This window comes from Victivallis lenta (assembly GCF_009695545.1).
GTDB lineage: Bacteria > Verrucomicrobiota > Lentisphaeria > Victivallales > Victivallaceae > Victivallis > Victivallis lenta.
In genome coordinates this window covers 147172-173408 of record NZ_VUNS01000006.1, presented here as the reverse complement: position 1 = coordinate 173408, position 26237 = coordinate 147172, and the positions used below count along the sequence as shown (strand labels likewise).

The 26237-nt window shown below is 63.5% G+C and carries 23 protein-coding genes and 1 other RNA gene; 1 reads left to right on the top strand and 23 read right to left on the bottom strand.

The features are described 5' to 3' along the window. The first annotated feature begins 24 nt into the window (after positions 1–24). Positions 25–381, top strand: a transfer-messenger RNA (tmRNA) gene (ssrA, locus tag FYJ85_RS07970). A 207-nt stretch (positions 382–588) separates the two neighbouring features. Here the strand turns inward: ssrA and FYJ85_RS07965 are convergent. The 23 genes from FYJ85_RS07965 to FYJ85_RS07855 form a co-directional block, all read right to left on the bottom strand. Next, positions 589–981, bottom strand: a complete 393-nt coding sequence (locus FYJ85_RS07965; RefSeq protein ID WP_154417760.1) for a hypothetical protein — start codon at positions 979–981, stop codon at positions 589–591. Positions 982–995: 14 nt separating this feature from the next. Beyond that, on the bottom strand, positions 996–1190 hold the full coding sequence (locus FYJ85_RS07960) for a thermonuclease family protein (RefSeq protein ID WP_206213038.1): 195 nt from the start codon (positions 1188–1190) through the stop codon (positions 996–998). Positions 1191–1295: 105 nt separating this feature from the next. Then, on the bottom strand, positions 1296–2525 hold the full coding sequence (locus tag FYJ85_RS07955; RefSeq protein WP_154417758.1) for an ABC transporter substrate-binding protein: 1230 nt from the start codon (positions 2523–2525) through the stop codon (positions 1296–1298). Further along, on the bottom strand, positions 2522–5242 hold the full coding sequence (locus FYJ85_RS07950) for an NHLP bacteriocin export ABC transporter permease/ATPase subunit (protein WP_106052756.1): 2721 nt from the start codon (positions 5240–5242) through the stop codon (positions 2522–2524). Before FYJ85_RS07950 ends, FYJ85_RS07955 begins: the two co-directional genes overlap by 4 nt. Before the next feature lie 7 nt (positions 5243–5249). Beyond that, positions 5250–7412, bottom strand: a complete 2163-nt coding sequence (locus FYJ85_RS07945; protein ID WP_154417756.1) for an NHLP family bacteriocin export ABC transporter peptidase/permease/ATPase subunit — start codon at positions 7410–7412, stop codon at positions 5250–5252. Positions 7413–7415: 3 nt separating this feature from the next. Further along, positions 7416–8741: an NHLP bacteriocin system secretion protein gene (locus FYJ85_RS07940; protein WP_154417754.1), complete on the bottom strand. Its 1326-nt coding sequence runs from the start codon at positions 8739–8741 to the stop codon at positions 7416–7418. 12 nt (positions 8742–8753) lie between these two features. After that, entirely contained in the window at positions 8754–10685 is a 1932-nt protein-coding gene (locus FYJ85_RS07935) for a RiPP maturation radical SAM C-methyltransferase (RefSeq protein ID WP_154417752.1), read from the bottom strand. Next, entirely contained in the window at positions 10658–12025 is a 1368-nt protein-coding gene (locus FYJ85_RS07930) for a hypothetical protein (RefSeq protein ID WP_154417750.1), read from the bottom strand. Before FYJ85_RS07930 ends, FYJ85_RS07935 begins: the two co-directional genes overlap by 28 nt. A 19-nt stretch (positions 12026–12044) precedes the next feature. Next, on the bottom strand, positions 12045–12386 hold the full coding sequence (locus tag FYJ85_RS07925) for an NHLP leader peptide family RiPP precursor (RefSeq protein WP_158703841.1): 342 nt from the start codon (positions 12384–12386) through the stop codon (positions 12045–12047). Continuing rightward, positions 12310–13362, bottom strand: a complete 1053-nt coding sequence (locus tag FYJ85_RS07920) for a GNAT family N-acetyltransferase (protein WP_154417746.1) — start codon at positions 13360–13362, stop codon at positions 12310–12312. The genes FYJ85_RS07925 and FYJ85_RS07920 overlap by 77 nt, the downstream gene beginning before the upstream one ends. After that, complete coding sequence (locus FYJ85_RS07915) at positions 13334–14629, bottom strand: radical SAM/SPASM domain-containing protein (protein WP_154417744.1); 1296 nt, start codon at positions 14627–14629, stop codon at positions 13334–13336. Before FYJ85_RS07915 ends, FYJ85_RS07920 begins: the two co-directional genes overlap by 29 nt. A gap of 26 nt (positions 14630–14655) precedes the next feature. Then, positions 14656–14967, bottom strand: coding sequence for an NHLP leader peptide family RiPP precursor (locus tag FYJ85_RS07910; RefSeq protein ID WP_106052764.1), 312 nt, complete (start codon positions 14965–14967; stop codon positions 14656–14658). 18 nt (positions 14968–14985) lie between these two features. Continuing rightward, entirely contained in the window at positions 14986–15303 is a 318-nt protein-coding gene (locus tag FYJ85_RS07905; protein WP_106052765.1) for a nitrile hydratase, read from the bottom strand. 16 nt (positions 15304–15319) lie between these two features. Then, positions 15320–15637: an NHLP leader peptide family RiPP precursor gene (locus tag FYJ85_RS07900; RefSeq protein WP_106052766.1), complete on the bottom strand. Its 318-nt coding sequence runs from the start codon at positions 15635–15637 to the stop codon at positions 15320–15322. A gap of 230 nt (positions 15638–15867) precedes the next feature. Then, on the bottom strand, positions 15868–17616 hold the full coding sequence (locus FYJ85_RS07895; RefSeq protein ID WP_106052767.1) for an ABC1 kinase family protein: 1749 nt from the start codon (positions 17614–17616) through the stop codon (positions 15868–15870). Continuing rightward, on the bottom strand, positions 17610–19724 hold the full coding sequence (locus tag FYJ85_RS07890; RefSeq protein WP_154417742.1) for a DUF4962 domain-containing protein: 2115 nt from the start codon (positions 19722–19724) through the stop codon (positions 17610–17612). Before FYJ85_RS07890 ends, FYJ85_RS07895 begins: the two co-directional genes overlap by 7 nt. A 54-nt stretch (positions 19725–19778) precedes the next feature. Then, positions 19779–20315: an acyltransferase gene (locus FYJ85_RS07885; protein WP_106052769.1), complete on the bottom strand. Its 537-nt coding sequence runs from the start codon at positions 20313–20315 to the stop codon at positions 19779–19781. Then, positions 20302–20904 (bottom strand): lipoprotein, encoded by a 603-nt coding sequence (locus tag FYJ85_RS07880; RefSeq protein ID WP_106052770.1) that lies wholly within the window; start codon positions 20902–20904, stop codon positions 20302–20304. Before FYJ85_RS07880 ends, FYJ85_RS07885 begins: the two co-directional genes overlap by 14 nt. Before the next feature lie 49 nt (positions 20905–20953). Then, the gene (dnaG, locus tag FYJ85_RS07875) at positions 20954–22759 is read right to left on the bottom strand and encodes a DNA primase (protein ID WP_154417740.1); all 1806 of its coding nucleotides are present in this window, start codon (positions 22757–22759) and stop codon (positions 20954–20956) included. A 21-nt stretch (positions 22760–22780) separates the two neighbouring features. Further along, positions 22781–23545 carry a tetratricopeptide repeat protein gene (locus FYJ85_RS07870; protein ID WP_154417738.1) on the bottom strand — a complete coding sequence of 255 codons (765 nt, stop codon included), beginning with the start codon at positions 23543–23545 and terminating at the stop codon, positions 22781–22783. Positions 23546–23576: 31 nt separating this feature from the next. Further along, on the bottom strand, positions 23577–24416 hold the full coding sequence (locus FYJ85_RS07865) for a metal ABC transporter permease (RefSeq protein WP_106052773.1): 840 nt from the start codon (positions 24414–24416) through the stop codon (positions 23577–23579). Further along, positions 24413–25207, bottom strand: a complete 795-nt coding sequence (locus FYJ85_RS07860) for a metal ABC transporter ATP-binding protein (RefSeq protein ID WP_154417736.1) — start codon at positions 25205–25207, stop codon at positions 24413–24415. The genes FYJ85_RS07865 and FYJ85_RS07860 overlap by 4 nt, the downstream gene beginning before the upstream one ends. A gap of 6 nt (positions 25208–25213) precedes the next feature. Next, positions 25214–26233, bottom strand: coding sequence for a metal ABC transporter substrate-binding protein (locus FYJ85_RS07855; protein WP_154417734.1), 1020 nt, complete (start codon positions 26231–26233; stop codon positions 25214–25216). Positions 26234–26237: the final 4 nt, after the last annotated feature.

The following is a 26237-nucleotide window of genomic DNA, read 5'->3' as shown; positions in this document are numbered from 1 at the left end:
GATATATTGAAAGTATCCAATAAAGGGGGTGTTCCGGATTCGACCGGCCCGGTTGGGTGTTGATTGCATGCCGAGGATGATCGTTGGCCTCGTAAAACATCGGTCGAAACGATAAACGCGAACGAAGAGTTTGCTCTGGCGGCTTAAGTCCCGCCACGCTGCCGTTCCCGAGGAGTGCTAAGGAACCGTGGCGTCATTCAGCGCTCTGGCTTTGAACAATCGTCTTTCGGTTCAGGGCGAGATCAAAGGAAGGAATAGTCTGGAATCAGGCCTGTTCATCGGCTTCGGTAAAGGACGATAAAAATCAAAGATGAAATAAGCATGTAGACGTCCTCATTGGACCTCGTCGGCACGCGGGTTCGACTCCCGCCACCTCCACCATTTTTCACCTTAGACTTCCCTCAGAATTCAAGTTCTGAGGGGATATTTTTTGATGTTTTTGTATGTAATATTATTCTTTCCCATGAGCAAAAGAAAGCCCCGAAGTTTCACACCAGCCTCACATTCTGCGCATCTCACGGAACACGGGTATTTGTGCCATCCGGCGATTCCTGAATCGAAGTTGCAACAAAACACCGCTCACACGATTTACATTCCGTTCATTTTGCTGCATCCGTAAAGTATTATGATCAGCACAATCACGGTAAGGGGGCCGAAAACCAGAAAATCGACACATCCCCGATTACGACTCCAAACATTTTCACCGGTATCCACCCGAATCGGCTGATCCGGCTGCTGCGGCCGGATTACCGTCTGCGGCATGGGAGACGGCTTCGGCGCAGGCGGCAAAATCGGATGTCCGCAGTGCGGGCAGGCTTCCGCCATCACACTTGCTCTCCCCTGACAGGCCGGACAGACGATCAGCGGTACAGGCTTGCGGGCCACAAACTCTTTCTCGCATCGCGGACACTCCACGGTGACGCCGTCATATTCATCACCCAGCTCGCATTTCTGACTACATTCCGGACAAACTATTTTCATTCTCGGATTTCCTTTCAATCATCTTCGTCGGCGTCGTCGTTCTGCTGCTTGCGCCAGTCCCACGGGGCAACGGGTTTGTCGTCGCTCCAAAGCCCCCGTTTCTCCTTCCGGGCTTCCGCTTCCGCCTCGGCGTACTCTTTCGCCTTCGGCGCATAACGCGGATCGTGCCACGCCAGCCCCATTTTAATCAGCTCAAGGCCGATATCCATTTTCCCGCACCGCATATTCGATGAGCTCGGACGCCTCAGTCAGAAAGACCGGGACGCAGAAATCCCATGCGCGTTCAGGAGATTTTACTCCGGTACAGCGAAAACTCATTCGGCGGCGATTGCCCGCCAGCGCTTTTCCAGCTCCTCCAGCGAAAGAATCTCCAGCGGCGGGTCGGCCTCGAAACCATCGGCGGAAAAACGAAACTCGCCCAGCGGGGTCTGCATCACTCCGGTACGCATGGTTTCGGCGATTCTACCGGGCTCGAGGGTCCCGGCCTGCCGAATCGCATCCGCGAAAATGTGAACCGAACGGTACGCAATCAGCGACAGGAAATCGCGCTCGTAATTCTCCATCTTCAGGAACTTGCGCAGTTCGGCGCGGTTCGCCTCATTCAACGGAATCGCGGCGGGAACGAAAACCCGGTTGCGGTCAAGCCGGATTTTCAGCAGCCGATCAAGCGTCGTGAATTCATTGAAGTAGAGCGTTCCCTCCGGCAGCCACGTGAAAACCCGGTCCGCAAGGTCCGCATAGTCGGAAGCGTCTCCGGTCTTGCTCAGGTAGATGATGTTCTGCACCGGAAAGTAGTCGAGATATTGCAGCACCTGATCGCGGATGTAATTCTTTTTGCTGCTCTGGTCGAAAAGCACCCGGCCGTACACCAGCAGATCTTTCTCATAAAATGACTGCTCCACACAGCTGCCGTAACTCATCGGGAAACGGCTGTCGTCGTTCAGAATCAGAAAATTGTTCCGTTTCTCCCTCTCCGCCCAGGCTGCCAGCGCCCTGCTTTCGGCCAGGTCGGAAGCGATCGGCATGAACAGCAGCGCATTGGTTCTGTCGCGGTTGATCCGCTCGCTCTGGGCCAGCGGCGCCACCTCCGGCAGCCCGGCATCCCCGAACAGGGAGTTGAACTGCAGCACCCGCCCCGACGTGACCGGCCCGAGCACTGCGAAAATAGACGGATCAGCGGCCAGCTTTTCGGCCTGCTCCTGCGCAATCGCGCTGTAATTCCCGTTGTCCACCCAGACCGGATTGACCCGGCGTCCGAGAATTCCGCCGGCCGCGTTCACCTCGTCGATCGCCAGCTGAACCGCCTTATCAAGAATGAAGCCCTGCCGCGCATAATAGTCCCACGGCCCGAAAACCGCAATATTCAGCTCCTGCGGGTGCTTTTTCAAATAGCGCGCCCGCAATTTCGTCGGTTCGGACGGCAAAACTTCGCTGAAGGTCGCCGCGAAATTGCGACGCAGGAAACCAGCGACTTCGGTCCGGGAACCGACCGCGATCGCCGCCGCCAGAAGCAGCAGGAAAAGCCATACGTATTTTTTCTTCATTTCTCGGATTTCTCCCCGGCTTCCGCTAGCTGCCGCCGGGCGAGCCGCGCGAAAACGCCGTCTTGTTCCATCAATTGCCGATAGGTGCCGCACTCGGCCATGCGCCCCTCGTGCAGCACATAGATCCGGTCCGCATTCATCACGGTGCTGAGGCGGTGGGCGATCAGCAGCCGCGAAACCTTGAGCTGTTCGATTCCGGCGCTGACCGCTGCCTGGGTTTCGTTGTCCAGCGCGCTGGTCGCCTCGTCGAAAAGCAGCACCGCCGGTTTCTTCGCCAGCGCCCGCGCGATCAGAATGCGCTGGCGCTGACCGCCGGAAACGGAACCGCCCCCGGCGGAAAGCATCGTATGCATCCCCATCGGCATCTCGCGGATATCCCGTTCGCAGCCCGCCAGGCGCGCCGCCTCCCACGCATCGTCTATGGTCAGTTTTCCGGAGTGGCCGATGATGTTGCGCAGCACGGTGTCGGGCAGCAGCCGGCTGTCCTGCAGCACCACACCGATCCGGGCGCGCAGCGCCTGCAGATTCACATGGCTGACGTCCTGCCCGTCATAGGTGATGCTGCCGCTGCCGGGCATCTCAAAACCGAGCAGCAGCCGCAGCAGCGTGGACTTGCCGGAACCGGACTCCCCGACTACCGCGACGAACTCCCCTGGCTTCACCTGCATCGAAAGGCCGGAAAGAATCTGCCGCTGATCGGGACCGTACCGGAACGACACATTTCTGACGTCGATCGCGCCGGAAAGTTTTCCCGGCGGAGGCTTGGCCGCGTCATTCTCCGACTCCGCCTCCAGAATCGGGCGCAGCCGCCGGTAGACCGGAATCGCGCCGACCGCCGAAATCAGCGCCATGACCATCTGCCCGACCGCCGCGCTGACGATCCCCAGCGCAGACACGAAGCTGACGAAATCGGCGGAACTCATCAGCGACTCGGCGTCTTTCGCGTGGAAATACTGCCAGGTCACGATCGCAATCACCGTCCCGATGGTTACGACCGGAATCACTGCATTCACGACGGTCGCGAAGCTGCGGCAGTTTGCGAAAGAGCGGTAGATCCGTTTCTTGAGGCTGAACCGGCCGGCCCAGCGCGCGAAAGCGGCATTCTCCGCTCCGGCCGTGCGGATTTTGGAGATGCCGTTGAAGAACTGCACCAGCTCCCCGTTCAGCTCCCCCTCTTCGGCCAGGATACGGGTGTGGCGGCGCACCATCATCACCGCCAGTACCGCGAAGATGCCGAGCACCGCCAGCAGAATCAGCAGCGAAATCACCCCGAGCAGCAAATCGTAGTAGAACATCAGAATCAGCGACGGAAAGCAGAAACAGCCCGCGACCGCCGCTTTGACCGTGGAAACCGACAGGATTTCGCCGATCTGCATGATCCCGAGGCTGCGCGTGGCGAGATCACCGGTGCTGAACGCGCGAAAAAAACGGGCCGGCAGATTCAGCAGCCGGTCCCAGACCGCCGCCTGAAGCGTGTACTCAGCCCGAACGTGAATGCGCAGGATCGCGATCGACTCCACATATTCGAATACCCCCTGGGTGACCGCGAAGAGCAGCGAAATCCCGAAGAGCTGCATCAGCAGCACCCGGTCCGCCGTCGGAATCACGGTTCCGAAAATCACGCCGTTGATGATCGGCACCGCCATGCTCAGCAACGCTCCGAGCAGCATCAGCCACAGCAGCGCCGACAGGTCGCCGCGCGCGCCCCGGAACGCCATCGCCAGCAGCCGCCCCGGCGTGATCCGCCCCGGCGGGAACGGTGCATAGAAGCACCAGCCGTCCTCCGCCAGTGTCGCGGCCTCCTTCCGGGAAACCCGGTGCAGCCGTTCTTCGGCGGGATCGAACAAACGGGCCTCGTCACCGCTGCGCCCGAGCAGTGCCACCGGTTCGCCGGACTCCCGGCGGAAGGCGACAAAAGCGGTGAAATCCTGCTGCTCCCACCCCTGCGCCAACTCCACTTTGCGGCAGCGGACCTGATTGTAGTCGCAGATCCGGCGAATCCGTTCCTCCGGCGAGTCGCCGCCGGAAAAGAAGTGCCGGCCGGGACAGTGCAGCTCCACCCCCATCACGCTCCCGGCGGCGGCACACGCATCAAACAGCGCGTCGCCGGTCGAAGGCGGCAGCCGGAACCGCGCTTTCGGACGCAGCACGTCACAGATGCGGCCCAGCGCGTTCCGGCGGCTTTCGTCCCTCTCGCGGAACTTCGCGCGGAGCCGCTCGCGCTCCTGCCCGCGCAACCGGCGGGCGGCCTCAACGCAGCGCTCCGGCAGGGAGCGCCGGAACGCCTCCGCCCGCTCCTCGATTCCCGCCTCCCCGGCGGTCTCCCCGCCGAAACTCTCCAGCCAGAGCGCCAGGCCGGCGCGGCGAAATTCCGCCAGCTCCGGCTCCCGGCGACAGAGCGCTTCCAGCGCCGCGGACGGCACCTTCACGCAGCGCGTGCCGGGCAGCGGCATCGCCAGCAGAATCCGCCGCCCTTCCCCGTCCGCAACGGCAGCGACGCCCGGAATCACGCAGTGAAGCGGACAGTCGCCCGTCCCGGCCGGCAGGCGCGCGCCGCAGGAGCCGTCAGGCATCATGCGCGCCGAAAAGAGATCGAGCGCGCCGGAGAGCACAATCCAGCAGCTCTCCGGATCATCCAGCGGGATGGCACGGCCGGAAAAGGCGTATTCGCCGGTCGCGATGGAGTTCAGCAGTTGTCCGATGCGGTCAGTTCTCATGGTTTCTTCATATGTTCGCAAGCAGCCGGGCGTAGAAGCCGCCCTTCGCCAGCAGTTCTTCATGGGTTCCGGTCTCCACGACCTCTCCGCGTTCGAGCACCACGATCCGGTCGGCATCCCGGATCGTGCTGAGGCGGTGCGCGATAATCACGCAGCTGCAGCCGCGGCGGCGTAAATTGCGGTCGATCCGCAACTCCGTCTCCGGATCAAGCGCGCTGGTCGCCTCGTCCAGCAGCAGCAGGGAGGGATTCGACACCAGCGCCCGTGCGATTTCGAGCCGCTGGCGTTCGCCGCCGCTGAAATTGCCGCCGCCCTCGCCAACTTCCGAAAAATAGCCGAAACTGCGCGCCGCGATCTGGTCGTGGATGCATGCGTCGCGCGCGGCCCGCTCGACATCCGCGATCGGGATGGAACGGTCGAACATGGTCAGATTGTCGCAGATGGTGCCGCGAAACAGGAAGATATCCTGGTCGACCATCGCAAAGGAATTGAAAAGCTCCGTGTGCGAATAATATTCGCGCGGTTCACCGTCGAACCGGATCTCTCCCTGCCACGGCCGATACAGCCCCGCGATCAGTTTCGCCACCGTGGATTTGCCCGAACCGGACGGACCGACGATCGCAACCCGTTCCCCCGGCTTCACCGTCAGGCTGAAGTTGCGCAGCACCGGCTCGGCGGTCGGATTGTAGCCGAACGCAACGTCGCGCAGCTCCAGCCGTCCCTCCAGTTTCGGCACCGGCTCGCCGGCATGGCGCGGCCCCTCTTCGAACGAATACGGGTCCTCGCGGCAGGTCATCACATCGTCGAGCCGCTTCAGCCCGGCATCGATCTCCTGCAGCGAATTGCCGAGGTTGACCAGCTGTTCGAGCGGAACGAAGAAGTAACCGAGAATCAGCTGAAAGACCAGATACGCGCCGCCGGTCATGCTGCCGGCCAGAATCCGCAGCGCCCCCAGACCGGTGACCAGCGCCACAGTGACCTTCTGCACGCTGTTCGGGAAGGTGCCGAGCAGCACGGTGGAGGCCTCCAGTTTCTGCCGCCCGAGCAGGCTCCGGGCCTGAAATCCGCTCCAGCCGGAAAAGAAGTCGTTTTCACCGCCCGACGCCTTCAGCGTCTCGATCAGCATCACGCCGGTGGCGCTGGTGCCGTAGAGCATGCCGGTATCCAGCTGGATGCTCTGCCCGAGCAGCTTGCGTGATTTGAGCTTCCGTTGGAGCAGAAGCAGCACCGCCGCGCCCATCACCGCCGCCAGCGTGCCGAGCACCGCGTCGTAGCAGAACATCACGACCGCATAGAAAAAGAGCGTGATCAAACTGAGAAGATTCGCGGCGAGCTGTTCCGAGAGAAATGCCGCGACCCGGTCGTTCAGCTGCACGCGGGTCGCCAGTTCGCCGCTCTGGCGGCCGGCAAAAAAGCTCACCGGCAGGTGCAGCACCCGGAACAGAAACGAAGCCGATCCCGTCAGGGCCACCTTCAGATTCAGCCGCACCAGGCCGTTGCACTGAATCCAGGTCAGAAAGAGCGTGACCAGCAGCGTCAGCAGCGCCAGCGTGATCAGCGGCGTCCCCCAGTTGTAGAAACGGTCCATCATGAAGTTGTCGATGAAAATCTTCGACAGGTTCGGAGTGAGCAGATTGCCCGGCACCAGCAGCAGCCCGGTCAGCAGCAGCAGAAGAAAGGTGCCGCGGCACCCTTCCAGCCGCCGCCACAGCGAGCCGGCGAGCGACGGTTCGCGCCCGAACCGCCCGAAACCTTCGCCGGGGACGATCTCCAGCAGCACGCCGCTGAACGACTCGTCCATCTCTTTCGCATCCACCAGCCGCGGTCCGAGGGCGGGATCGTTGATGCAGAACTTCCGCCCACAGCGCCCGGTATAGACCACGAAATGATTGAAGTTCCAGAAGAGGATCAGCGGCAGCGCATGGCGTTCCAGCCCGTCAAGCTCCTCTTCGCGGTATCCCTGCGCCCTGAAATGGTAGTTGCGCGCCACTTTGAGCAGGCTCGAAGCCTTGCTGCCGTCGCGGGAGACGCCGCACTCGTCGCGCAGCCGCTCCAGCGGCACGACCGCGCCGTAATACGACATCACCATCGCCAGCGCGGCGGCGCCGCATTCAGCCGCCTCCATCTGGAGCACCATCGGGCATTCGACCCGTCTTTTCCGCAGCGTCATGGGTCACTCGCCTCCGGAGCCGGTCCGGGCGTTTTTCAACTGGAACTCCTCCATTACGCCCTGGCCGAACATGAATCTGCGCAATCCGGAAAAGACCAGTTCCAGCGGCGGCTCCCTGTCCACGACCACGCTGGCCGCGCAGAGAGTCCCGGCGCTGACCTCGATATCCGGACCGGAGCCGGAAGTCCAGCGGAAACCGTTCGGGGAGTTCCGGTCCCGCGACAGCAGAATGCGCACTTCGACCGGCATATTCGCACACTGCCTGAGCAGATATTGCGCGAATGCGGCATTGCGGAAGGTGCGGTCGATCGATTCGACCGGCAGAATATAGGTCCCGACATGGGTGACCGTGCCGCGGATGGAACCGTCGCGCTCGGCCTTCACCGACGACGGGGTCACGATCGCGCTCATCCCGGGCCGGATCTTCTTGCTGTCGGCAACGGAGAAATATGCATACAGCTCCCACGTCTCGTCGGTCTGGTCGTCGAGGTCGATCAGGCTGGCGAGGTTGGCTTCGGCGGCCACGATCGACCCCGGAGTGTAGTTCACGCTGGTCACGGTGCCGGAATGGGTGCTGACGATCCGGGTGTTGTATTCGAGCTTGTTGCGCAGCAGCGCGACCTCGAAAAGCGCGGAGTTTACCTCGACCTCCACGGACATGATCTCCTTGGCGAGCGTGAAATCAGCTTCGGAGAGCGAATTTTCCTCCTCGAGTTTCTTGAGCAGGTAGTCGGCGCGGTTCTTGAGCTTGGCATGGTATTTTTCCTGCTCCTCGTGCCACTGCTGCTGCGAGATCGTGCCGCGCTCGGAGAGGTCCCTGCCCTTGTCCACGTAGCGGCTCAGCCACTCCAGCTCCTCATTCAGGCGGCCGATCGTCTCATCCAGCACTTCGGAACTTTTCTGAAAATGGCTCTGCTTGCCCTTTTTCAGCCGGTCGGTGTACCGGCGGACCTCCTCCAGATTGCCCTGAAGCATTTTCAGCTTCTGATAGCTTTCGCGCAGGTTTTCGAGATCTGAAAACGAGAAAAGCCGCCCGACCATCTGACCGCGCCTGACAAAGTCGCCGGTTTCGAGGTCGAAGGAGATCAGCACTCCTCCGGCGGGGGCCTGGATCGTGTCGAACTGGCTCTGCAGCATCACGATTCCGTTCCCGCTGACCCGTTCGTAGATCACCCCGAAAATCCCCCATGCCAGCGCCGCGATCACCGTCACGCCCAGCGCCAGCAGCGCCAGCGCCTCGCGCCCGTTGAAAATGGAAACCAGCCGGTTCAGCTCAAACGGCGAAGCGGCCTTGAGCATCGCATTTTTGCGGAAAAGATTCCTGTTCATCCATCACCCTGTTCAGCGGCCGACCTGTATGAAAGCGCCCTCCTCCCACACCGTCGCGGCGGGGAGCGTCTGCCCGCGGAAAAGGCTGCGGTAGCGCATTCTGCTTTTTTCGATCCGCTCCGCGCCCGGAGGAATCAGCGGCAGCGCCAGCAGCCGGTTTTCCACTTCGATAAGATAGCCGTGTTCCTTCATATTTTCAATCGCCCGCACCGGATTTCCGGGCAACGCCTCCACTGCGGCCCGGTCGGCCGGGGAGCGCGCCGCCCGGAGCACCGCCTGTTCATCGGGGGAAAGCCGGTACTCCGCCGCCAGTGCGCCGGGGCGGGTGTCGCGGAGCCGGTCGGGAGCGGTGAATTCCAGATGATGCTTCGCGGGGTGGGAATCCCGGTACCACGCATCGACCGCCTTGCGCACCTCGGCGATCTCCTGCTGGCCGGTGCGGGCGGCAGGATTCAGATTGTCATAGAAGAGCGCCCACCGTTCTAGGCGGACCGAATCTTCCGGCATCAGCACGCGGTAGCCTTTCATCGGAGCCAGCTTCAGGCCGAACCGCTCCGGCTCCTTCCAGTACAGGCTGAACTTGTCGAAGCGGATCGCGCCCCAGTTCGGACCCGGCAGGTGGGCAAGCTTCGGAATCAGCTCCATCACCCAGCGATACTCCTCCGGCGAGTCGCCGGGAATGCCGCTGAGCATGTTCCACAGCACCTGGATACGATTCTCCAGCGCGAATTTCAGCAGCGCGATGCTCGACAACGTGCCGTTGCCCTTGTTCAGCAGCCGGATATGCTTCGGGTGCAGCGTTTCAATCCCGCTCTGGATCACCATCACGCCGCAGTCGGCCAGAAACCGCACCTGCTCCTCGGTCAGCGTCGAAACCGTCTCATAACTGATGACAGCGTCGGGAGCCTCCTCCCCGAAGATGCGCAGCGTGTCGCGCATCGTATTCAGGTCAAGCACCGTATCGGCGGTCAGGAAGATGCGGCAGCCGAACTCCCGGTAGCCGCGGCGCAGTTCGGCCAGCACCTGTCCGGGATCTTTGCGCCGGTAGGCGACCCGCTCCCCGTTGAGGCCGCAGAAACTGCAATGCTGCTTCTGCCCTTTCCAGCAGCCGCGCGAACTTTCCAGAAAATACTTCCGCACGGCGGCCCGGTGCAGGCGGCTCCCTTTGATCCGTTCGTAGTAGTCGCTCGAATCGGGTTCGGCGATCGCATCGCCCGGCACGCAGGCGACCTCCGGCACGCCCCGCTCCGCCTTGGCCCGGTCGAACACGCCGAAGGGAAGCTCCGCCGAACGCTCGTTCCGCACCACCCGGCGGGTCATCTCCGGCACGGTCAGGTCGCCCTCGCCGCAGAACACATAATCGACGAACGGGAAACTGCGCACCGCCTCCATCCCCGCCTCTCCTTCGCAGTCGGAACCGCCCAGAAAGGTCACCACTTCCGGATTCAGCTCCCTGACCCGCTTCAGCAGCGCCAGCGAAGCGAGCCGCTGGAAGAAGGTGCTCGAACAGCCGACGATCCGGGTGGAGCCGTCCGCCAGCGCGGCGGCGGTCTTTTCCACGCAGCGGGCCGCCTCGCGCTTCAGCAGCGGAACGTCGCGCAGCAGGTCGCCGGACGAGCGGTAGCGGCCGTTCCAGACCACCCGGTCGTGGCCGCACTCATCCTGCAGGATTTCAAGGAAACGGCGGTCGCGCTCCGGGTCCGGCCCGAACAACGGCTCCGCGAACAGCCAGTCCGCCAGCATCACATCCACATTCAAGCCGTTCGAGGCGGGGTAGTCATAAAGCTCCTCCGGCACACGCTCCGCCAGGTCGACATTCGCAAACCGGCAGCGGACGCGGCAGCCGGCCCTGCGCAGCGCCCCGCACAGCACGCCGACGCCCAGCGGCGCGATCAGCGGCATTGCGAAAGGCATATTCACCAACGTGATATCGAACCGGTCCAATTCTCTTCCTCCTCCGACAGCATGCCGGATTTCCACAGCGTTTCCAACAATCCATGCGTTTTCCCGAGAAACGCCAGCTCCCCGCCGAACTCCCGGTCGAACTCCCGCCGGGAGATACCGGTTTTCAGGCGTTCCAGCAGCGCAGCCTCCTGCGGCGACACCGCGAAGCGCCGCACCAGATAGCGGGAAGTGAGTTCAGCGCGCCCCCCGGAAATCTCCAGATTCCAGACGGGCGGCAGCCGCAGGAACGGCAGCGCCTCCGGCCCTTCCGGGAAAAAACGTTCCTGCATTCCGCCGAGAACCCGTTCCAGCTCCGCCGCGTCGCGGAACGACGCCTCGCTCCACAGGTGAAAGCCGTACGGATTCGCCTCATCCGGCACGCAAGGCGACACCAGCCGGATGCTCCGGCGACACAAATTCACCAGAAAGCCGGAGAGACAGCAGCTGGTGGTGTCCTCCTGACACCTTCCCGGCATCTCCGGCTCCGCCTGCCGCGCCCGGCCGCTGGCCGAATAGCGGTTCAGCGATTCCGGGTTGTTCAGCACGAGGCTCCAGTCCATCGCCTCCTCCGCCGAAAACGCCCGGAAAAAGCGCCGCAACTCCCCGCGCTCCGTCATCGAAAAGCGGCAGCCGGGCTGGCCGTGTTCGCGCCCCTCTCCGGCAAAACGGCGGGTCCGCTCCGGGTCGCGCAGCGGCCAGCGCGTGGTGATCGGCGGCCAGACTTGGTTCAATTCGTAAAAATCCCGGTAGAACTTCTCCAGATCCGGGTTGTCGAACGGATCGGTCGCCCAGTAGAGCGCCGCCGCCCCCGCCCGGTCGCCGAGCAGTTCGCAAAAGAGCGCCAGCACACCGCGCCACAGCTCCCGGTTCTCCGGCGTGTACCGGAAATTCTCCTGCAGCGGCGGCGCGTCGAAGCAGCAGAAGCCGCACTGTCCGGAGCACCCCACTCCCAATTCATACGCGACCGCGATATTGAAAGAGCGGTCGAAATAGAGCGGCTGAAGCACCGCCCGGTTCGCCCGGCGCCGGCGCTCCCGCCACTCCTCGAAGCGCGCATTGCCGCCGCAGGCGTTCCGGCAGCGCACCGTGAACGGGTTGGCCTCCTCCAGCGCCGCCGCGAAGCCCCGCAGTTCCGCCAGCTCGGCGGGAAAACGCTCCATAACCGGACGGAAATTGTAACTGCGGCAGCCCGCCGCGATCGCCTGCAGGAACTCCACGGAGGTTTCCGGACTCAGGGCCGCCTCGCGCAGCGCGGCCGCCGGGGCGCAGTCGAACCGTTCCCGGAATTCGTCGTCCCCCATATACCATTCCAGAAACCGCTTGTAATCGGCAAAATTCAATCCGGCCCTCCTTCGACGGTCAGGCGATCCCCTTGACCAGCACGATGTCGGTGGTCACGATGCCGACCGCGATGCCGATGTTCCCCGCCGCCACGATGTCGTCGATTTCGCGGTCGGTCAACTGCTCGCCCATCTCCTTTTTCGGGAGCTTCGGCAGCAGAATGGTCATTTCGCCGGGATTCTCCTCCTCACGCACTCTGAAAGTCACGTCGCCGCTGACTTTGCACTGAAACTCGGTTTCGATCGTTTCGCGGGGGTCCTGCTCCAGGCGGGTGCGGAACGCCTCATCGGTCAGCGCCCGTGCAATCACCTTCGCCTCGATCTCCTTCCACTTCGCCAGATTCTCTTCGATTTTGTTCATTTTCACCGCCTCCATCTGTTACCGGTATTATTTTCACGCAGTCTTCGACCGATTCACTGATCTTCAAACGCCCGGCGTACCGCAGGCAGCCCCGCTGAAACACCCGGTTCCAATACTTCACCTCCCAGCGGACCGGGCCGCCGGTTTGCCGCATCCATTGGTAGACTTCCTCCGCCAGCAGCGCCATCACCTCGCCGCCGCGAAACTCCGGCTCCACAAAAGCGCGCCGCACATGCAGTCCGCCGCCGGCCACCTCGCCGGAAAGCCATCCGGCCAGCCGCCCGGAGTCGCGTTCCACGCAGGCCCGCCCGAACTGCGGCAACTCCGAATGCTCCCCGAAGGGAGCGAGAAAAACCCCGTCACGCAGAAATCTCCGCCACGCCGCCGGATCCGTCAGCGGAAGCCGCTCCAGCCCTTCACGGAAACGCCGCTCCCGCTCCGCCATCGCCGCGCGCTCCGTCTCCCCCAGCGCATCCAGCGCCGCTTCCAGCGGCAGCAGCCGCCACCGCCCGGAACGGGAACGCACCCGCAGTTCGCGTTCCGCTCCGGCAGGCAGCTCCAGCCGGAACGCCGTCTCCAGCCGGACACACGGCCCGGGGACCCTTTCCAGAAAATTCCACAACGCGTTTTCCGCACGGTTCCGGCGGCGAAACCGCACATACACCTCGCGGAATCCCGCCTCCGATGCGGCGGCGCACACCGTTTCCAGCAGCTGCCGCCCGATGCCGCGCCGCCGGAAGCGCTCCGGCACATACAAATGGAATAAGAACAACCCGCCCGGATTCCGGTCCGGCCCGCCCCACACCACGCCCGCCGGTTCGCCGCAGCAGCGCGCGCCGAACAGCAGATGCCCGCCGCCCGGCGCCGAATCCCCGAAAAACGCCTGCTGGCGCGCCGTGAACAACAGCCGGTAATCCTTCAGGTTGAACAGGTGAACCGGCTCGATCTCAATCGTCGCCGCTCCGGGTCGCATCATAGTGGGCCTCCAGCAATTCAGGCAGCCGGTTCCGGTAACGCGAACAATGCGGGGCCTTCTCCCGCCGCAGCGCGGGGCAGCCGCCGTCGCACACCGGCATCAGCCCGCAGGAGAGGCACTCCGGATCGTTCAGCGCACACTGCCCCTCAAGCCACTCCGCGAGCAGCGCATTGTTCCACGGCTTCTCCGGGTCGATATGGCCGACGATCCGCTCCGCGATGCCGATATCGTTCCAGCACTTGTAAAGTTCGCCCTCGGGACCGACCACGTAGCCGTTCCGCCGCGCGGCGATGCAGTTGAAAAGCTTGCGGCCGGGGTAGAACGGGTGATTCCGCACTCCGTGCCGGCGGAACTGTTCGATCTGGAAATCCGCCGCCTCGTCGACATCGAAGAGACACGCGGTATCCGGATTCTCCCTGCCCATCGCATGAACGATGCCGGGGTAGACATGCAGCCGCTTCGCGTGATCGGAATAGCGCCCGTACAGAAATTCGCAGATGCGGTGGTACTCCTCCGCATTGGTCCGGTCGACATTGACCCGCAGCAGCAGCCGCCCGGTCCATCCGGAGGCGAACAGCGCGTCGATATTTTCCAGAATCCGCCGGAATGTCCCGCCGCCGGAGACCAGTGTGCGCCGCCGGTCGTGCACCTCCTCGGGGCCGTCGAGCGTGATCTGCACCTCCCGGATTGCGAGTTCGTCGAGCAGCGCCGCCTTGTCCGCATCCAGCAGGTAGCCGTTGGTGATCAGCGAAGCGCTGTAACGGCGGAAATCCAGCGCCAGAAACCGTTCGGAGAGCCGCCGGAGCTGCGCGAAACGCAACAGCGGCTCGCCGCCGAACCAGGTCACGCCGAACAACTGCCCCGGCTGAAACCGCTCCGCAAACCGGACCAGCTGCTCCTCCGTCTCGCGGCTCATGTCGATTCCGGCCCGGTTGGCCTCGAAGCAGTACGGACACGCAAAGTTGCAGCTCCGCGTCGGCGCAACCGTCAGCAGCAGCATGCGTTCGCTCAGATCCGCCAGCCGCCGCTTCATGCGCAATACGTCGCGCAGCCGGTCGTCCTCGCCGGAATCGACCACCGCCTTGGCGGCGATCAACTGCAGCGTGACGCCGGGATCATCGCACCGGAACTCATCCCCGGCGCGCAATTCCGCGAACTTTTCGCCGAACGGCTCAGGCAGCGCCAGAAACGAATTGGACAACGCATTGTAGAGCAGCCACCCGCGCCCTTCCGACCGGAACAGATGGTTGTATCTCGACCAGAGCATGAATCAGCATCCGCCGCGCGACTGCGTCACTTGTCCGCCCCGCAGGCGTTTGCGGCACAGGTTTCAAAGGCGCAGAGCGCACTTCCGCCGGTCACGCCGTCAAGCTCTTTGTCCGACACGCCGCCGGAGACCGCCGGAGGCAGCACGAACGTCGCATCATAGGCCGGATCGTTTTCCAGCACCTTGATCCGGAACCCGGCCGGAATCTCCCGGCCGGAAAGCTCCCGGATCGCCGCCGCCGGATCGGACAGCAGCTTCCTGCGGAACTCCGCATCCGCCGCCGCCTTCTGTTTGCACAAATTGATGCACTCGTTGATTTCCTGTTGAGTCCAGGCCATCGTTCTATCCCTCCGAAATCATTTAGGTTTGCCGTGGGTGCCGCAGGCGTGCGGTTCGCAGGCATAACTGCCGCAAACTGCGCCGCCGGCCACGTCGTCCAGCTCATTGTCGGAAACGCCGCCCGCGACCGGCGGCGGCAGCACGAACGTCGCATCGTAAGCCGGATCGTTTTCCAGCACCTTGATCCGGAACCCGGCCGGAATCTCCCGGCCGGAAAGTTCCCGGATCGCCGCCGCCGGATCGGACAGCAGCTTCCCGCGGAACCCCGCATCGACGGCGGCCCGCCTGCGACACGCTTCGATACACTCGTCGATCTGCTGCTGCGTCCACTGCATAGAGCCCCTCCGCAATTTACTTGGAACCATTCCCGGCTATGCCGCAGGCGTCCATCGCACAGGTCTGCATGCCGCAGATGCCGGCGGCGACTTCGTCAAGCTCGCGGTCGGAGATGTTTCCCGAAACCAGCGGAGGCAGCACGAACGTCGCGTCGTAAGCCGGATCGTTTTCGAGAATTCGAATCTTGAACCCGGCCGGAATCTCCTTGCCGGAAACCTCTTTCACGGCAGCAGCGGGATCGGCCAGCAGTTTCCTGCGGAACTCCGCGTCAACCGCCGCTTTTTTCCTGCAGCTCTCAATGCACGCTTCGATTTCATTCTGAGTCCATGCCATCACCAGACCTCCTTACATCTGCATCCCTTACTCATCGCCCCGGAAGTTCCCCCCCGGAAATCTGCCGTATATATTATACTAATCAATCAGCAGAAATCAAACAGGGGAACCGTGTTTTTTAAAATTTTCCATTCGGCGGCATCGCGGACCGCGCCGCGGCGATCGGGTGAAAACACCGTGTCCACCCGCAATACCGGCCGCCCGCCCCCCCGCCGTCCGGGAAGAAACGGTCACTTGTGCAATTTCATCTCCTCCTCGCGCCGCCGCTTGACGCGGTCGCGCAGGAAGCTGCGGCGCTGGCGGTGGTCGGCGATCAGGATCACCAGACTCAGGCCGCCGGAAATCAGGAAGCCGAACATGCCGATCACCGAGGTATTCTCCCCCCAGTACGGCGGAATCTTCGCAACGACGATCAGCGCCGAACCGACCAGCAGCGCAGCGACCAGCAGCGAACGCGACAGCCGTTCACCGGTCACGTAAAGCGTCTCCTCGATATCGTTGAGCCGGTGGTGTTCGACCCGCAAGGTCAGCTGCCCCGCCTCGAACTTCGAAACCACGTTGCGCAGCGACAGCGGCAGCGACTCGAGCGCCGTGAGGTTGTCGCCGAAATTATCCAGAAACCGCCGGATGTGTCCGCGCGGGTCCATGCCGCGCAGCTTCATCTGCTGTATGAACGGCCGGACCATCTCGACGATCTTCAGCTGCGGATTGAAACTCCGCCCGATGTGCTCGATCGTGATGAGCGCCTTGAACATCATATAGAGATTCGGCTTGAGCGCCATATGATACTTCTCGAACAACTGCAGCAATTGTTCGAGGATGTGCGCCACGCTGATCTTGTCGAGCGGCAGATTGATGTTCTCGTCGACCAGATCCGAAACGTCGCGCTCGAGATCGTCACGGCTGCCGGCGAACTGCCCGGAGATGGTCATGCGCAGCGCGCAGTCGGTCATCAGCGAAATCTCCCCGCGCAGCATGTAGTCGATGACCTTCACGAAATCGTGCCGCTCGGCGATGCTGACCCGCCCCATCATGCCGAAATCGATAAAGACCAGAATATTGCCCTTCAGCAGAAAGATATTTCCGGGATGCGGATCGGCGTGGAAGAAGCCGTATTCGAAAATCTGGCTCAGCATCGAGTTCACCCCGACCTCCGCCAGAAACTTCAGGTCGTACCGGGCGGCCTTCTCCGGGTCGGCCAGCACCGTCGTGACCGAGTCCCCGTGAATACGCTCCATGGTCAGCACCTTCTCGCCCGAAAGCTCCTGCACGAGCGCCGGCACTTTCATATTCGACGTGCCGGACATATTTTTATGGAACAGCAGCAAATTCGCCGCTTCGGCGCGGTAATTCAGCTCCCTGCTCAGCGAATAGGCGAATTCGGAAACGATCCGGGTCGGCTCCATCCGCTCGAAGGACTCCGAATACTCTTCCATCTTCCCGGCGATGAAACGCATGATTTCCAGATCGGTGTTGATCGTTTCGACGATGCCGGGACGGCGCACCTTGACCACGACCTCCATGCCGTCCTTCAGTTTCGCGGCATGCACCTGCCCGATGCTGGCGGCGGCCATCGGCCGGCTGCTGAATTCCGCGAACAGCTCCTGCGGCGGCTTGCCGAACTCTTCGACGATGATCGCTTCGACCTGCTCGACCGGGAACGGGGCGACATGTTCGGTCAGCCGGGTCAGCTCGTCGGCGTAAGGCTTCGAAATCAGGTCCGGCCGGGTCGACAGGATCTGCCCGAGCTTGACGAAGGTCGGCCCGAGCTCCTCGAACATCAGCCGGAGCTTCTGCGGACGCGAATGCTTCTCCGTTCCGCCCGGCGAACGCTTCATCCACGAAAATCTGTGATTCGGGTAGACGTTTTCGGCCAGGTCCCGGAACCCGTAGGCGCCCATCGTCTCCATGATTTTGATGAATCGCCGGATCGTCCGGTAGTCCCGGCTCAGTCCATTCGGCATGATAAGTTTCAGCATTCCTCTTTCCTCCTCTGGTTGCAATCGGGATGAAACACGGCTTCTATCACGAACTCCTTCGCCGGAGCGAAGCGCCAGTTCATATGCCACTGGGGCTCGCGCTCGCGGCACGGAACCGTCTCCTCCGCGGCTCCGTTCGGATAACAGTAACGGTTTCCGGCCGAATAGACCGCTTCTCCGGGGCCGCGCACCTCGAAACGGAGGATGCCGGCCGGACGGACAATGCGGAATCCTGCTCCGTCCGGCTCCGGCGCGACATAGCTGTGCAGCCGCCAGTCGGGCGCGACCGGTTTCGCGGCCCGGATTTCATCGGTCACGGTCAAAGCGCCGGTACGATGGTTGAAAATCAGTGTGCGCGTACAGCGTTCGAGCATCGGATACGCTTCTTCGAGGTGCATGACGATACGCGAAACATCCTCCCGCTCCAGCTCCGTCTCCATCCATCCCGTCGCCTCGGGGCTGTTCTTCTTCTGCCCTTCCCCGTCGATGAGGAAGCAGTTCGCCGCAACGGTCTGCTGCGTCCAGATCCGGTGGTGCGGCTCGCCGAACTGATACCCGAAGCTGCCGCTCGGCGCAAGAAACGCCTGCCCGCCGATCAGCAGGGCGAAGTCCCCCTGGTCCGCGTGCTGGTGGCTCGGCGTGCCGTAACGGCTCGCACGGGCGAAAACCGCGATATCGCGCTCCGGACACGCAAGACAGGTGTGCAGGCTCGCCAGTCCGGCATCGTGCGAAACATAGCTGCGGTCGGTACCGACCCGGCTCTCCGGCGGCAGCGGGGCGCGCGGCTCCGGCCGGATCACATCGAGCAGATGCAGCTCATAGCGTTCGATCGCGGCGTCGCAGCGCGCCGAAAACCGCCTTGCGAGCTCCGGACCGAAGCGTTCGGCATAAATGCCGAACGGATTCTGCGCCTGAAATCCGGGCCACTCGGATTCAGTCGGCCAGTGACCGTCGCCGAACGGATGGCACTCCATTCCCGGCACGGCGAAATGCAGGAAGAACTCCGCGACATGGCGGAAAAACGGCTTGACCAGAAATGAAAATCCGCTGATGCGCTCCACGGCCAGAAAAAACGGCAGATACCACTTCGTATAGCTGGAGGCGTAGAACGGCCCCTCGGCCCAGCCGCCGTCGCGGCCGCCGTAGTGCGGAAAGATCGAACCGTACAGATCAAGCGCGCACGCGAGCCAGCGCCGGCACTCCTCCTCCGGAATTTCGCCGTGCAGCACCAGTGCAAGCTCCCCGAGATACCCGGGCAGCCGGCCGGAGTGCGAATTGCCGGGTTCCCCGAAATAATCGCCCTCCGTCAGGAGCCCGTAAACCTGCCGCGCGTGCTGCCGCAGCGTCTCCGCCGCCCAGCGCCGCTCCTGCGGAGAAAGCAGTTCGTAAACCCAGTCGAACACGGCGGGCAGAATCCGCACGATCGAGAGCCCGACTTCGTCGCCCCACGGCCCCGCGACCGAACACGCCCCGGCCGGATTCCACTCGCAGACCGTCAGCAGCGCCCGCCGGGCATACTCCCCCGCCCGGCGCTCGCGCCGGAAGAGCCACAGCAGCGCACAGGCCGCCGTGTTACGGTCGAGAAACCGGCGCACTTCGTCGAGGGCGCTGCGGTAATCGGTGCGGCCGCCGGCGCGCCAGAAATCGGGGTAGCGCATGAATCCCTCTTCCAGAGCCAGCTTCACATTGCGTTCGAGAATTGCCAGCTGGACCGGATGGGCGGCCGCCAGAGAAGCGAGCTCCTCCGGAAAGTAGATGTGGCGCGGGCGCTCCGCAGGCAGCGCGGCGAGCAGCTCCTCCGCCGACGGCGGCAGGAACTCGACGGCATCCGGCGAAACCGTGAACGCCCATTCGCCGCGCTCGTCGGCACCGCGGCGCACATTCCAGCGATAGCGGCCCGCCGGCAGCTTCGCGGGAAAGCGGAAGACGTTCCGCTCCGTTTCGACATCGAACAGGGTTCCGCCGTCCGCGCCGGTCACGGTGACCCGGTAAGGACCGGACCCCGGTTCCGGAACCCATTGCAGCGGGGGCGGATTCAAACCGACCGCCTCCCCCGGCTCCGGCGACGGAAAAACCGTGTTTCCGGTATGTCTCCCGATAAACTTCACGACAGGCCCCCTTCCCTCCGCCCTCCGGCGGAAAACGCTCGCGGAACGCGCGTTTCACTTCCAGTAACGGTACTCGCCGCTCTCCGGGTCGATCTCCCCGATCCGGCGTGCCGGCGTGCCGGCCATGATCGCATAATCCGGCGTATCGTGCGTGACGACGGAGTTCGCGCAAATGAGATTGCAGCGTCCCACCGTCACGCCGCCGGTCACCGTGCATCCCGACGCGAGCCAGCTGCCGTCGCCGATCACGATCGGCTTCGCGGCATCCCGCTTCGTCGCAAAACTCTGCGTCGCCGGGTCGAATTTATGATTCCCGGCCGGCAGCGAACAGTACGGACCGATCAGGACATTGCGGCCGATGCGCACGTCGCCGTTCACATAGCAGTAAAGCCCGATAAAACTGTTTTCGCCGATCGGATTCGCGCCGATGCGGACGATCGCCCCCGGCGCGATCCGCACTCCTCCGCCGAAACCGAGCAGCTCGGCCCGGCGCAGATTGTCCACGCTGTTGTCGGAGCGGCAGCAATAGAGCGTAAACCGCTCGAACTCCTCCGGCGTCACGCCGCAGGCGGTCTCCTCAGAGGGCTTCACGCTGTTTCCTCTGCTGCTGCGCCTTGAGCTTCGCCTCCTCGGCCTCCTGCGAATGGACCGAAATGCCGAAAACCGGACTCTCGACGTCGACCGACTTCAGATTCAGCTTCACCTTGATGAAGAAGCGCCGCTCCCCCTCCGGCGTCAGCTTCAGGGCGCGCAGGATGCGCAGGTCGCGGTCGATGAACACCTTGCTCTCCGGGGAGAGCTCCAGCGGGAAACGGAAATCCGGCTTCTTCGTCTCGATCTCGATCGGCACCCAGAGATTTTCATCCGGCTCCTCCTGGCCGGGGAACCACGGCTGGCAGTAGAGCAGCAGGTTGTCCGGCTCGTTCATATACCACTCCGGAATCCGCACCGGCTCCGTATCGAGGTTCGTGATCGTGAAATGCAGCGTGCTGTCGCCGCCCGCCACATATTCGCGATCCCCCTCGAGGTTGATGCCGAGCTTGTAGCGCTCGAGCGGCGCGTACTCCGGCAGCGGCAGGGACCCCGCCACGAACTTCTGCTCCTTGCTCTCGACCTCCCGCACGCAGCCGGTCAGGACCGCTGCCGCGCCCGCCGCACAAATCAACCAGAACCGTTTCATCTCTCACCTTCCTGTTCCATCCGCGGAACGGCCGGAAATCCGCACCGTGTCACCGCAATTCGGAAATTTGTTTCAGTATCGCCATTTTTTCGGCCGGATCGACCGTGCCGCGGAGCCGGACCAGCAGCTCGGCCCGCGATTCCCTGCTGCGGGCGCGCCGCAGCTGCGCGACGGAGTCGGCCAGCGCCTTCTCCGGATCGGCGAACTCCCGGTGCTCGACCAGCACCCGGCTGACCGCCGGGTCCGGCGACTCGATCAGCATCTCCCCGAGCAGTGAAGCCGCGTTCGCATGCACTCCGTTCTGGGCCGCGTCGATCACGGCGTTCAACGCCCGGCCGACCGTGTCCTCGCTGCCGAGCTCCTCCGGCGAACAGAGTTCCGACAGCCGCTTCGCCGCCTCCTCGGACGAAATCGCCAGCTCAAGCAGCGTCAGCAGCGCAGCCGAAAGCCCCGGCGCCGATGCGAATTTCTCCGGCTTCGGCGCCGGAACCGCCGTTTCGGTGGGAACCGCCGAAAAATCGCTCCGGCGCGCCCCGGCCTGTATCCGGCGCAGCTCGGACCAGAACGCCTCCTCGCTGATCTGGAGCGCCGTGGCGGCCTTGCGGATATACAGCTCAAGCTCGACCTGGCTCGTGATCTTCAGCAGGTAGCCGGCCACCTCCCCGGCGGCCCGGCCGCGCCCGGCGGGGGAGTCCATATCGTACCGTTCCGGCAGCGAAGCGACCAGCACGTCGAGCCACGGAATCGCGTCATCGACCGCCGCGGCAACCGCGTCCGGGCCGCCGTTGCGGAACAACTCGTCCGGGTCCTTGCCGCCCGGTATGCGGATCACCTTGATCTCCATCGACAGCGGCAGCAGGAGTTCGACCGCGCGCAGAATCGCCTTCTGCCCGGCGGAATCCGCATCGAAGGCGAGGAAAATCCGGTTCGCATAGCGCTTCAGAATCCGCGCCTGCCCCTCGGTGAACCCGGTCCCCTGCGGCGCGACCGCGCACTCGAAGCCGGCGCGGTGGAAGGCGATCGTATCGAGCTGGCCTTCGCAGAGAATCGCCATATTCTTCTCGACCATCATCTTGCGCGCCAGCGGCAGCGCATAAAGCAGATTCCCCTTCTTGAACACCGGGCTCTCCGGCGTATTGATGTATTTGCCGGCCGGCGGCTTGGCTTCGAGCGAGCGGGCCGAAAACCCGACAACCCTGCCCTGTTCGTTCGTGATCGCAAAGGTGAGCCGCCCCTTGAAGTGGTCGAAGAGCCTCCCGGTCTCCTCTTTGCGGCGGACGATTCCGGAGGTAACGAGCTCCTCTTCGGTATAACCGAGCGAAAGCCCGTATTCGAGACAGGCGGTCCACGCATCCGGCGCCGCGCCGATGCGGAATTTCTCCGCAACGTCGCGCGGAATCCCGCGCTTGATCAGGTACTGGGTCGGCGGGGAATCAGGGTTCCCGAGCAGCGTCCGCTCGAAGAAGCAGCAGAAATCCTCGTTGACGCGGTAGAGCCGCTCCCGCGCATCGGCCCGGCGGCGGCCCTCGGCAGGATCGCTGTTCTCACCCGAGTTCTCCGGAATCACCACGCCGACGCGCGATGCAAGCATATGCAGCGCGTCGGAAAAGCCGACATTCTCCTTATCCATATAGAAACGGAACACGTCGCCGCCCTTGCCGCACCCGAAACAGTGGTACATCTGCCGCGACGCATCCACATGGAACGACGGCGTCTTCTCCTGATGGAACGGACAGAGCCCCTTGTAGGTGTTGGTTCCGGACCGCTTGAGCGGCACAAAACTCCCGATCAGGTCCACGATATCGCAGCGGGAGCGGATCTCCTCGATCACATCCTTCGAAACGCCGAATCCCATCGAACCGCAGCTCCTCCCGCCTCACCGTATGCGCGCGAGGCGCGCCGTGACTTCGCTCTTCCGAGCCGCAAAGGCCGCATCTTCCCCGGCGAGTTCGAGGAACTTCCGGTAAAACGACGCCGCCGCGCGCGGATTCGAGGCATAACGGTCGAAAAAGGCGCCGATATTGTAGACGATCGTCGGATTGTTCCGGCCCAGCTGGTAGGCGCGGGTGAACGCCTGACGCGCCGCGTCGGGACGCCTGGCATGCGCCTGCGCAATGCCGAGCAGATTGTGGTACGCCGCCTCGGATTCGAGCTCCGGCGCGATGCGGACAAGCGTATTGAGCCAGCTCATCGCCGACGGCGAACGCTGGGCAACCAGCGTATTCGCCAGCATGACCAGCGTGCCGCGGTCCTTAAAACCGCGCAGCGACGCGGCGCGGGTCAGCGCCGGAAGCGCATCGGTGTAACGCGCCGGATCGGCCGCATAGAGCCGGCCGAGCGTATACTGCGCCGCAAAGCTCTCCGGGTTGCGCACGGCGGCCTGGCGCGCCGCATCGAGCGCGCGGTCGCGTTCGCCGAGCGCGTCGCAGGCAACCGCCCGCAGCACGAGCGCCGAAACGTTGTCCGGACTCAGCTCCGCGGCGCGGTCCGCCATTTTAAGCGCACCCTTCCAGTCCCCGTTCGCACCGCGGTCGGCGCCGTTCTTCAGACACTCCTCCGCCGTGGAAGGGCCGCACCCGGCGGCAAAAAGCAGCAGCGCCGAACAGGCCGCCCCGCAGAAAATCAGATTCCGTTTTTTCATTCGCACCACCCCCTGAAATTCAAAAAAATCCTCAACCGCGCTTCCGCCACGCGGTAAATCCGAGTCCGCACAGATAGACCAGCGCCGCCAGCACCACGATCACCGGCCCGGAAGGCAGGTCGATCCAGAAACCGCCGAACAGGCCGCCGACCAGAAACACCCCGCTCAAAATCGTCGCGCCCAGCATCATCGACCACAGGTGGCGCGTAAAACACCCCGCCGTCGCCGCGGGCAGCGTCAGAAGCGCAATGACGAGAATGATGCCGACCACGTTGATCAGCAGCACGATCGCCAGCGCCGTCAGGACCAGCAGCAGGAAATAGATCAGCTTCACGCGCACCCCGCGCAGTTCCGCGAACGTGCCGTCGAACGACATCGCAAGGATGTTGTTGTAAAACAGCAGCGTCGGGATGAGGATCAGCAGATCCAGCCCCAGCGTCATATAGATCTCCGTCCGGGTCACCAGCAGGATGTTGCCGAACAGATACCCCTGGAGATCCACATATCCGCTCGTCCAGTGCAGGAAAATCAGGCCGATCGACATCCAGAGCGCCCAGACCACGTTGATGATCGTGTCTTCCCGCTCCCGCGCATACAGATTCACGACGCCGACCACCAGCGCGGCCGAAACCGACCCGATCACCGCGCCGAGCATCGGCGCAAACCACGGCAGCAGCATCTGCTGCAGGAACAGCGCGACGCCGATTCCGCCCAGCGCCGCATGCGACGCGGCCCCGGCCAGCGAACTGATCCGCCGCGTCACGACCATCGTCCCGACGATGCCGAGCGAAACACTCGAAAGCGCCCCGATGATCAGCGCATAACGCCAGACGCTCATCTCCGGACGCAGCAGCTCCTGGAAAACGTTCATTTCGCGTCCTCCCTCTCCGGCTCCGTGCGGCGGTGCTCGCAGTTGCAGAAACAGGCGTGATCATGCTTGATCAGGTTCACCTGATGATGATAGACCTCGTTGGCCGTCTCGGCGGAAAAGGCCGCGGCCTCGTGTACCGTCACGCGCCGGTTGACACAGATCACAAGGTCGATTTCGCGGTTCACGAAACCGAGGTCGTGCGACACGGTCAGGACGGTCATGCGCTTCCGCAGCACATCGAGCGTCGCGTAGAACTGCTCTTCGGCGCCGGGATCGATGTTCGCGGTCGGCTCGTCGAGCAGCAGCAGTTCCGGCTCGCTCGCCAGCGCCCGGGCGATCAGCACCCGCTGGCGCTGGCCGCCGGAGAGCTCCGAGAAGCTGCGCGACGCGAGCTCCGGAATCCCCATCTCCTCAAGTGCCCTGCGCGCCGCCTCGCGGTCGGCCGCGGCGTAGCGCCCCCAGAACCCCTTCCGCATACGCCCCATCAGCACGACCTCGAAGACCGTGACCGGAAACGCCGCGTCGAGCTGATGATACTGCGGCATATAGCCGATATGCGGGCGCGCCGCAACCGGAGTCGTGCCGAAAACCCGGATTTTCCCCCTCTGCGGCGTCAGGAGCCCGAGCAGCAGCCGCATCAGCGTGCTTTTTCCGCCGCCGTTCGGGCCGACGATGCAGCCGGAGCGGCCGCGTTCGATTTTGAAATTCACGCCTTCGAGCGCCGGGACGCCCGGCTCGTAACCGAACCAGACATCCGACAGTTCAACGATAATTTGCGGAGAGGAAGCCATCGGGTTCTATTTCCTCCCCTCGGATGCGAATCCTTCGATCAGGGCGTCGGTCATCGCGCGGATATTGGCGGGGATGTCCGCGGCGAGCGCGTCAAGCGGCGCGACCTTGCCGCCGATGGCATTGCCGAGCGCCCGGGCGCTGTTCGGATTGAACTGCGGCTGCACGAAAACGACCCTGACACGGTTCTCCAGCGCGCGCCGGATGATTTCCGAAAGGCGCTTCGGCGTCGCCTCGCGGCCGCCGAGTTCGATCGCCTCCTGCCGGAGATTGACCATCTTCGCAAAATACCCGAAAGCCGGGTGATAGACATAAAATTCGCGCCCCGCATACGGAGCGAGCGACCGCTTCGCATACTCCTCGCCCTCCCGCAGCTTCCGCTTGAGCGCCTCGAGATTCGCGGCGTAGACGGCGGCGCCGGCGGGATCGGCTTCGGAAAGCGCCTTTGCGATATTCTCCGCCATAACCGCCGCGTTGTGCGCCGAAAGCCAGACATGCGGATCGCTGGCGCCGTGCGCGTGGTCCTTCGCGCAGTCGTCGCAGGGCGCCTCCCCGGCGCGGTCGTGATCGTGCGTGCAGACTTCGCCGTGCTTATGATTGTGTCCGCAGTCGTGATCGTGCACGGCGGCCCCCTCGTGGCGGTGCGACGGGTCGTCGCAGCCGACGCCGTCGAACGGGATCCGCTCAACGCCCGCGCTCACATCGACAATGCGCGTGCGCTCCGGCGCAAGCGCCCGGCTGACCGTATTCTCGAAACTCATGCCGGTCGTGAAGAAGAGCCTGGACGACACGACGCCGCGAACCTCGCGCGGGCCCGGCGAATAATCGTGCGGGCTGCGCCCTTCGGGCAGCATCGAATGCGAGTCGACCCGCTCCCCGCCGACGGCCGAGGCCAGAAACGCGACCGGCGGCAGCCCGCTGTAAACCGGCATCCGCCCGTCGCCGGCGGATTTTTTCTCTTCCCCGCAGCCGGCCAGAATCAGCGCGGCGAGCAGCGGAATCGCCAGATGAATTTTTCGTAACCCCATATAC

Excerpts from the sequence above, each read along its gene's own strand:
- FYJ85_RS07965 (WP_154417760.1), bottom strand. The coding sequence starts at position 981 with ATGAAAATAGTTTGTCCGGAATGTAGTCAGAAATGCGAGCTGGGTGAT.
- FYJ85_RS07960 (WP_206213038.1), bottom strand. The coding sequence starts at position 1,190 with ATGGATATCGGCCTTGAGCTGATTAAAATGGGGCTGGCGTGGCACGAT.
- FYJ85_RS07955 (WP_154417758.1), bottom strand. The coding sequence starts at position 2,525 with ATGAAGAAAAAATACGTATGGCTTTTCCTGCTGCTTCTGGCGGCGGCG.
- FYJ85_RS07950 (WP_106052756.1), bottom strand. The coding sequence starts at position 5,242 with ATGAGAACTGACCGCATCGGACAACTGCTGAACTCCATCGCGACCGGC.
- FYJ85_RS07945 (WP_154417756.1), bottom strand. The coding sequence starts at position 7,412 with ATGACGCTGCGGAAAAGACGGGTCGAATGCCCGATGGTGCTCCAGATG.
- FYJ85_RS07940 (WP_154417754.1), bottom strand. The coding sequence starts at position 8,741 with ATGAACAGGAATCTTTTCCGCAAAAATGCGATGCTCAAGGCCGCTTCG.
- FYJ85_RS07925 (WP_158703841.1), bottom strand. The coding sequence starts at position 12,386 with ATGAACAAAATCGAAGAGAATCTGGCGAAGTGGAAGGAGATCGAGGCG.
- FYJ85_RS07920 (WP_154417746.1), bottom strand. The coding sequence starts at position 13,362 with ATGATGCGACCCGGAGCGGCGACGATTGAGATCGAGCCGGTTCACCTG.
- FYJ85_RS07915 (WP_154417744.1), bottom strand. The coding sequence starts at position 14,629 with ATGCTCTGGTCGAGATACAACCATCTGTTCCGGTCGGAAGGGCGCGGG.
- FYJ85_RS07910 (WP_106052764.1), bottom strand. The coding sequence starts at position 14,967 with ATGGCCTGGACTCAACAGGAAATCAACGAGTGCATCAATTTGTGCAAA.
- FYJ85_RS07905 (WP_106052765.1), bottom strand. The coding sequence starts at position 15,303 with ATGCAGTGGACGCAGCAGCAGATCGACGAGTGTATCGAAGCGTGTCGC.
- FYJ85_RS07900 (WP_106052766.1), bottom strand. The coding sequence starts at position 15,637 with ATGGCATGGACTCAGAATGAAATCGAAGCGTGCATTGAGAGCTGCAGG.
- FYJ85_RS07895 (WP_106052767.1), bottom strand. The coding sequence starts at position 17,616 with ATGCTGAAACTTATCATGCCGAATGGACTGAGCCGGGACTACCGGACG.
- FYJ85_RS07880 (WP_106052770.1), bottom strand. The coding sequence starts at position 20,904 with ATGAAACGGTTCTGGTTGATTTGTGCGGCGGGCGCGGCAGCGGTCCTG.
- dnaG (WP_154417740.1), bottom strand. The coding sequence starts at position 22,759 with ATGGGATTCGGCGTTTCGAAGGATGTGATCGAGGAGATCCGCTCCCGC.
- FYJ85_RS07870 (WP_154417738.1), bottom strand. The coding sequence starts at position 23,545 with ATGAAAAAACGGAATCTGATTTTCTGCGGGGCGGCCTGTTCGGCGCTG.
- FYJ85_RS07865 (WP_106052773.1), bottom strand. The coding sequence starts at position 24,416 with ATGAACGTTTTCCAGGAGCTGCTGCGTCCGGAGATGAGCGTCTGGCGT.
- FYJ85_RS07860 (WP_154417736.1), bottom strand. The coding sequence starts at position 25,207 with ATGGCTTCCTCTCCGCAAATTATCGTTGAACTGTCGGATGTCTGGTTC.
- FYJ85_RS07855 (WP_154417734.1), bottom strand. The coding sequence starts at position 26,233 with ATGGGGTTACGAAAAATTCATCTGGCGATTCCGCTGCTCGCCGCGCTG.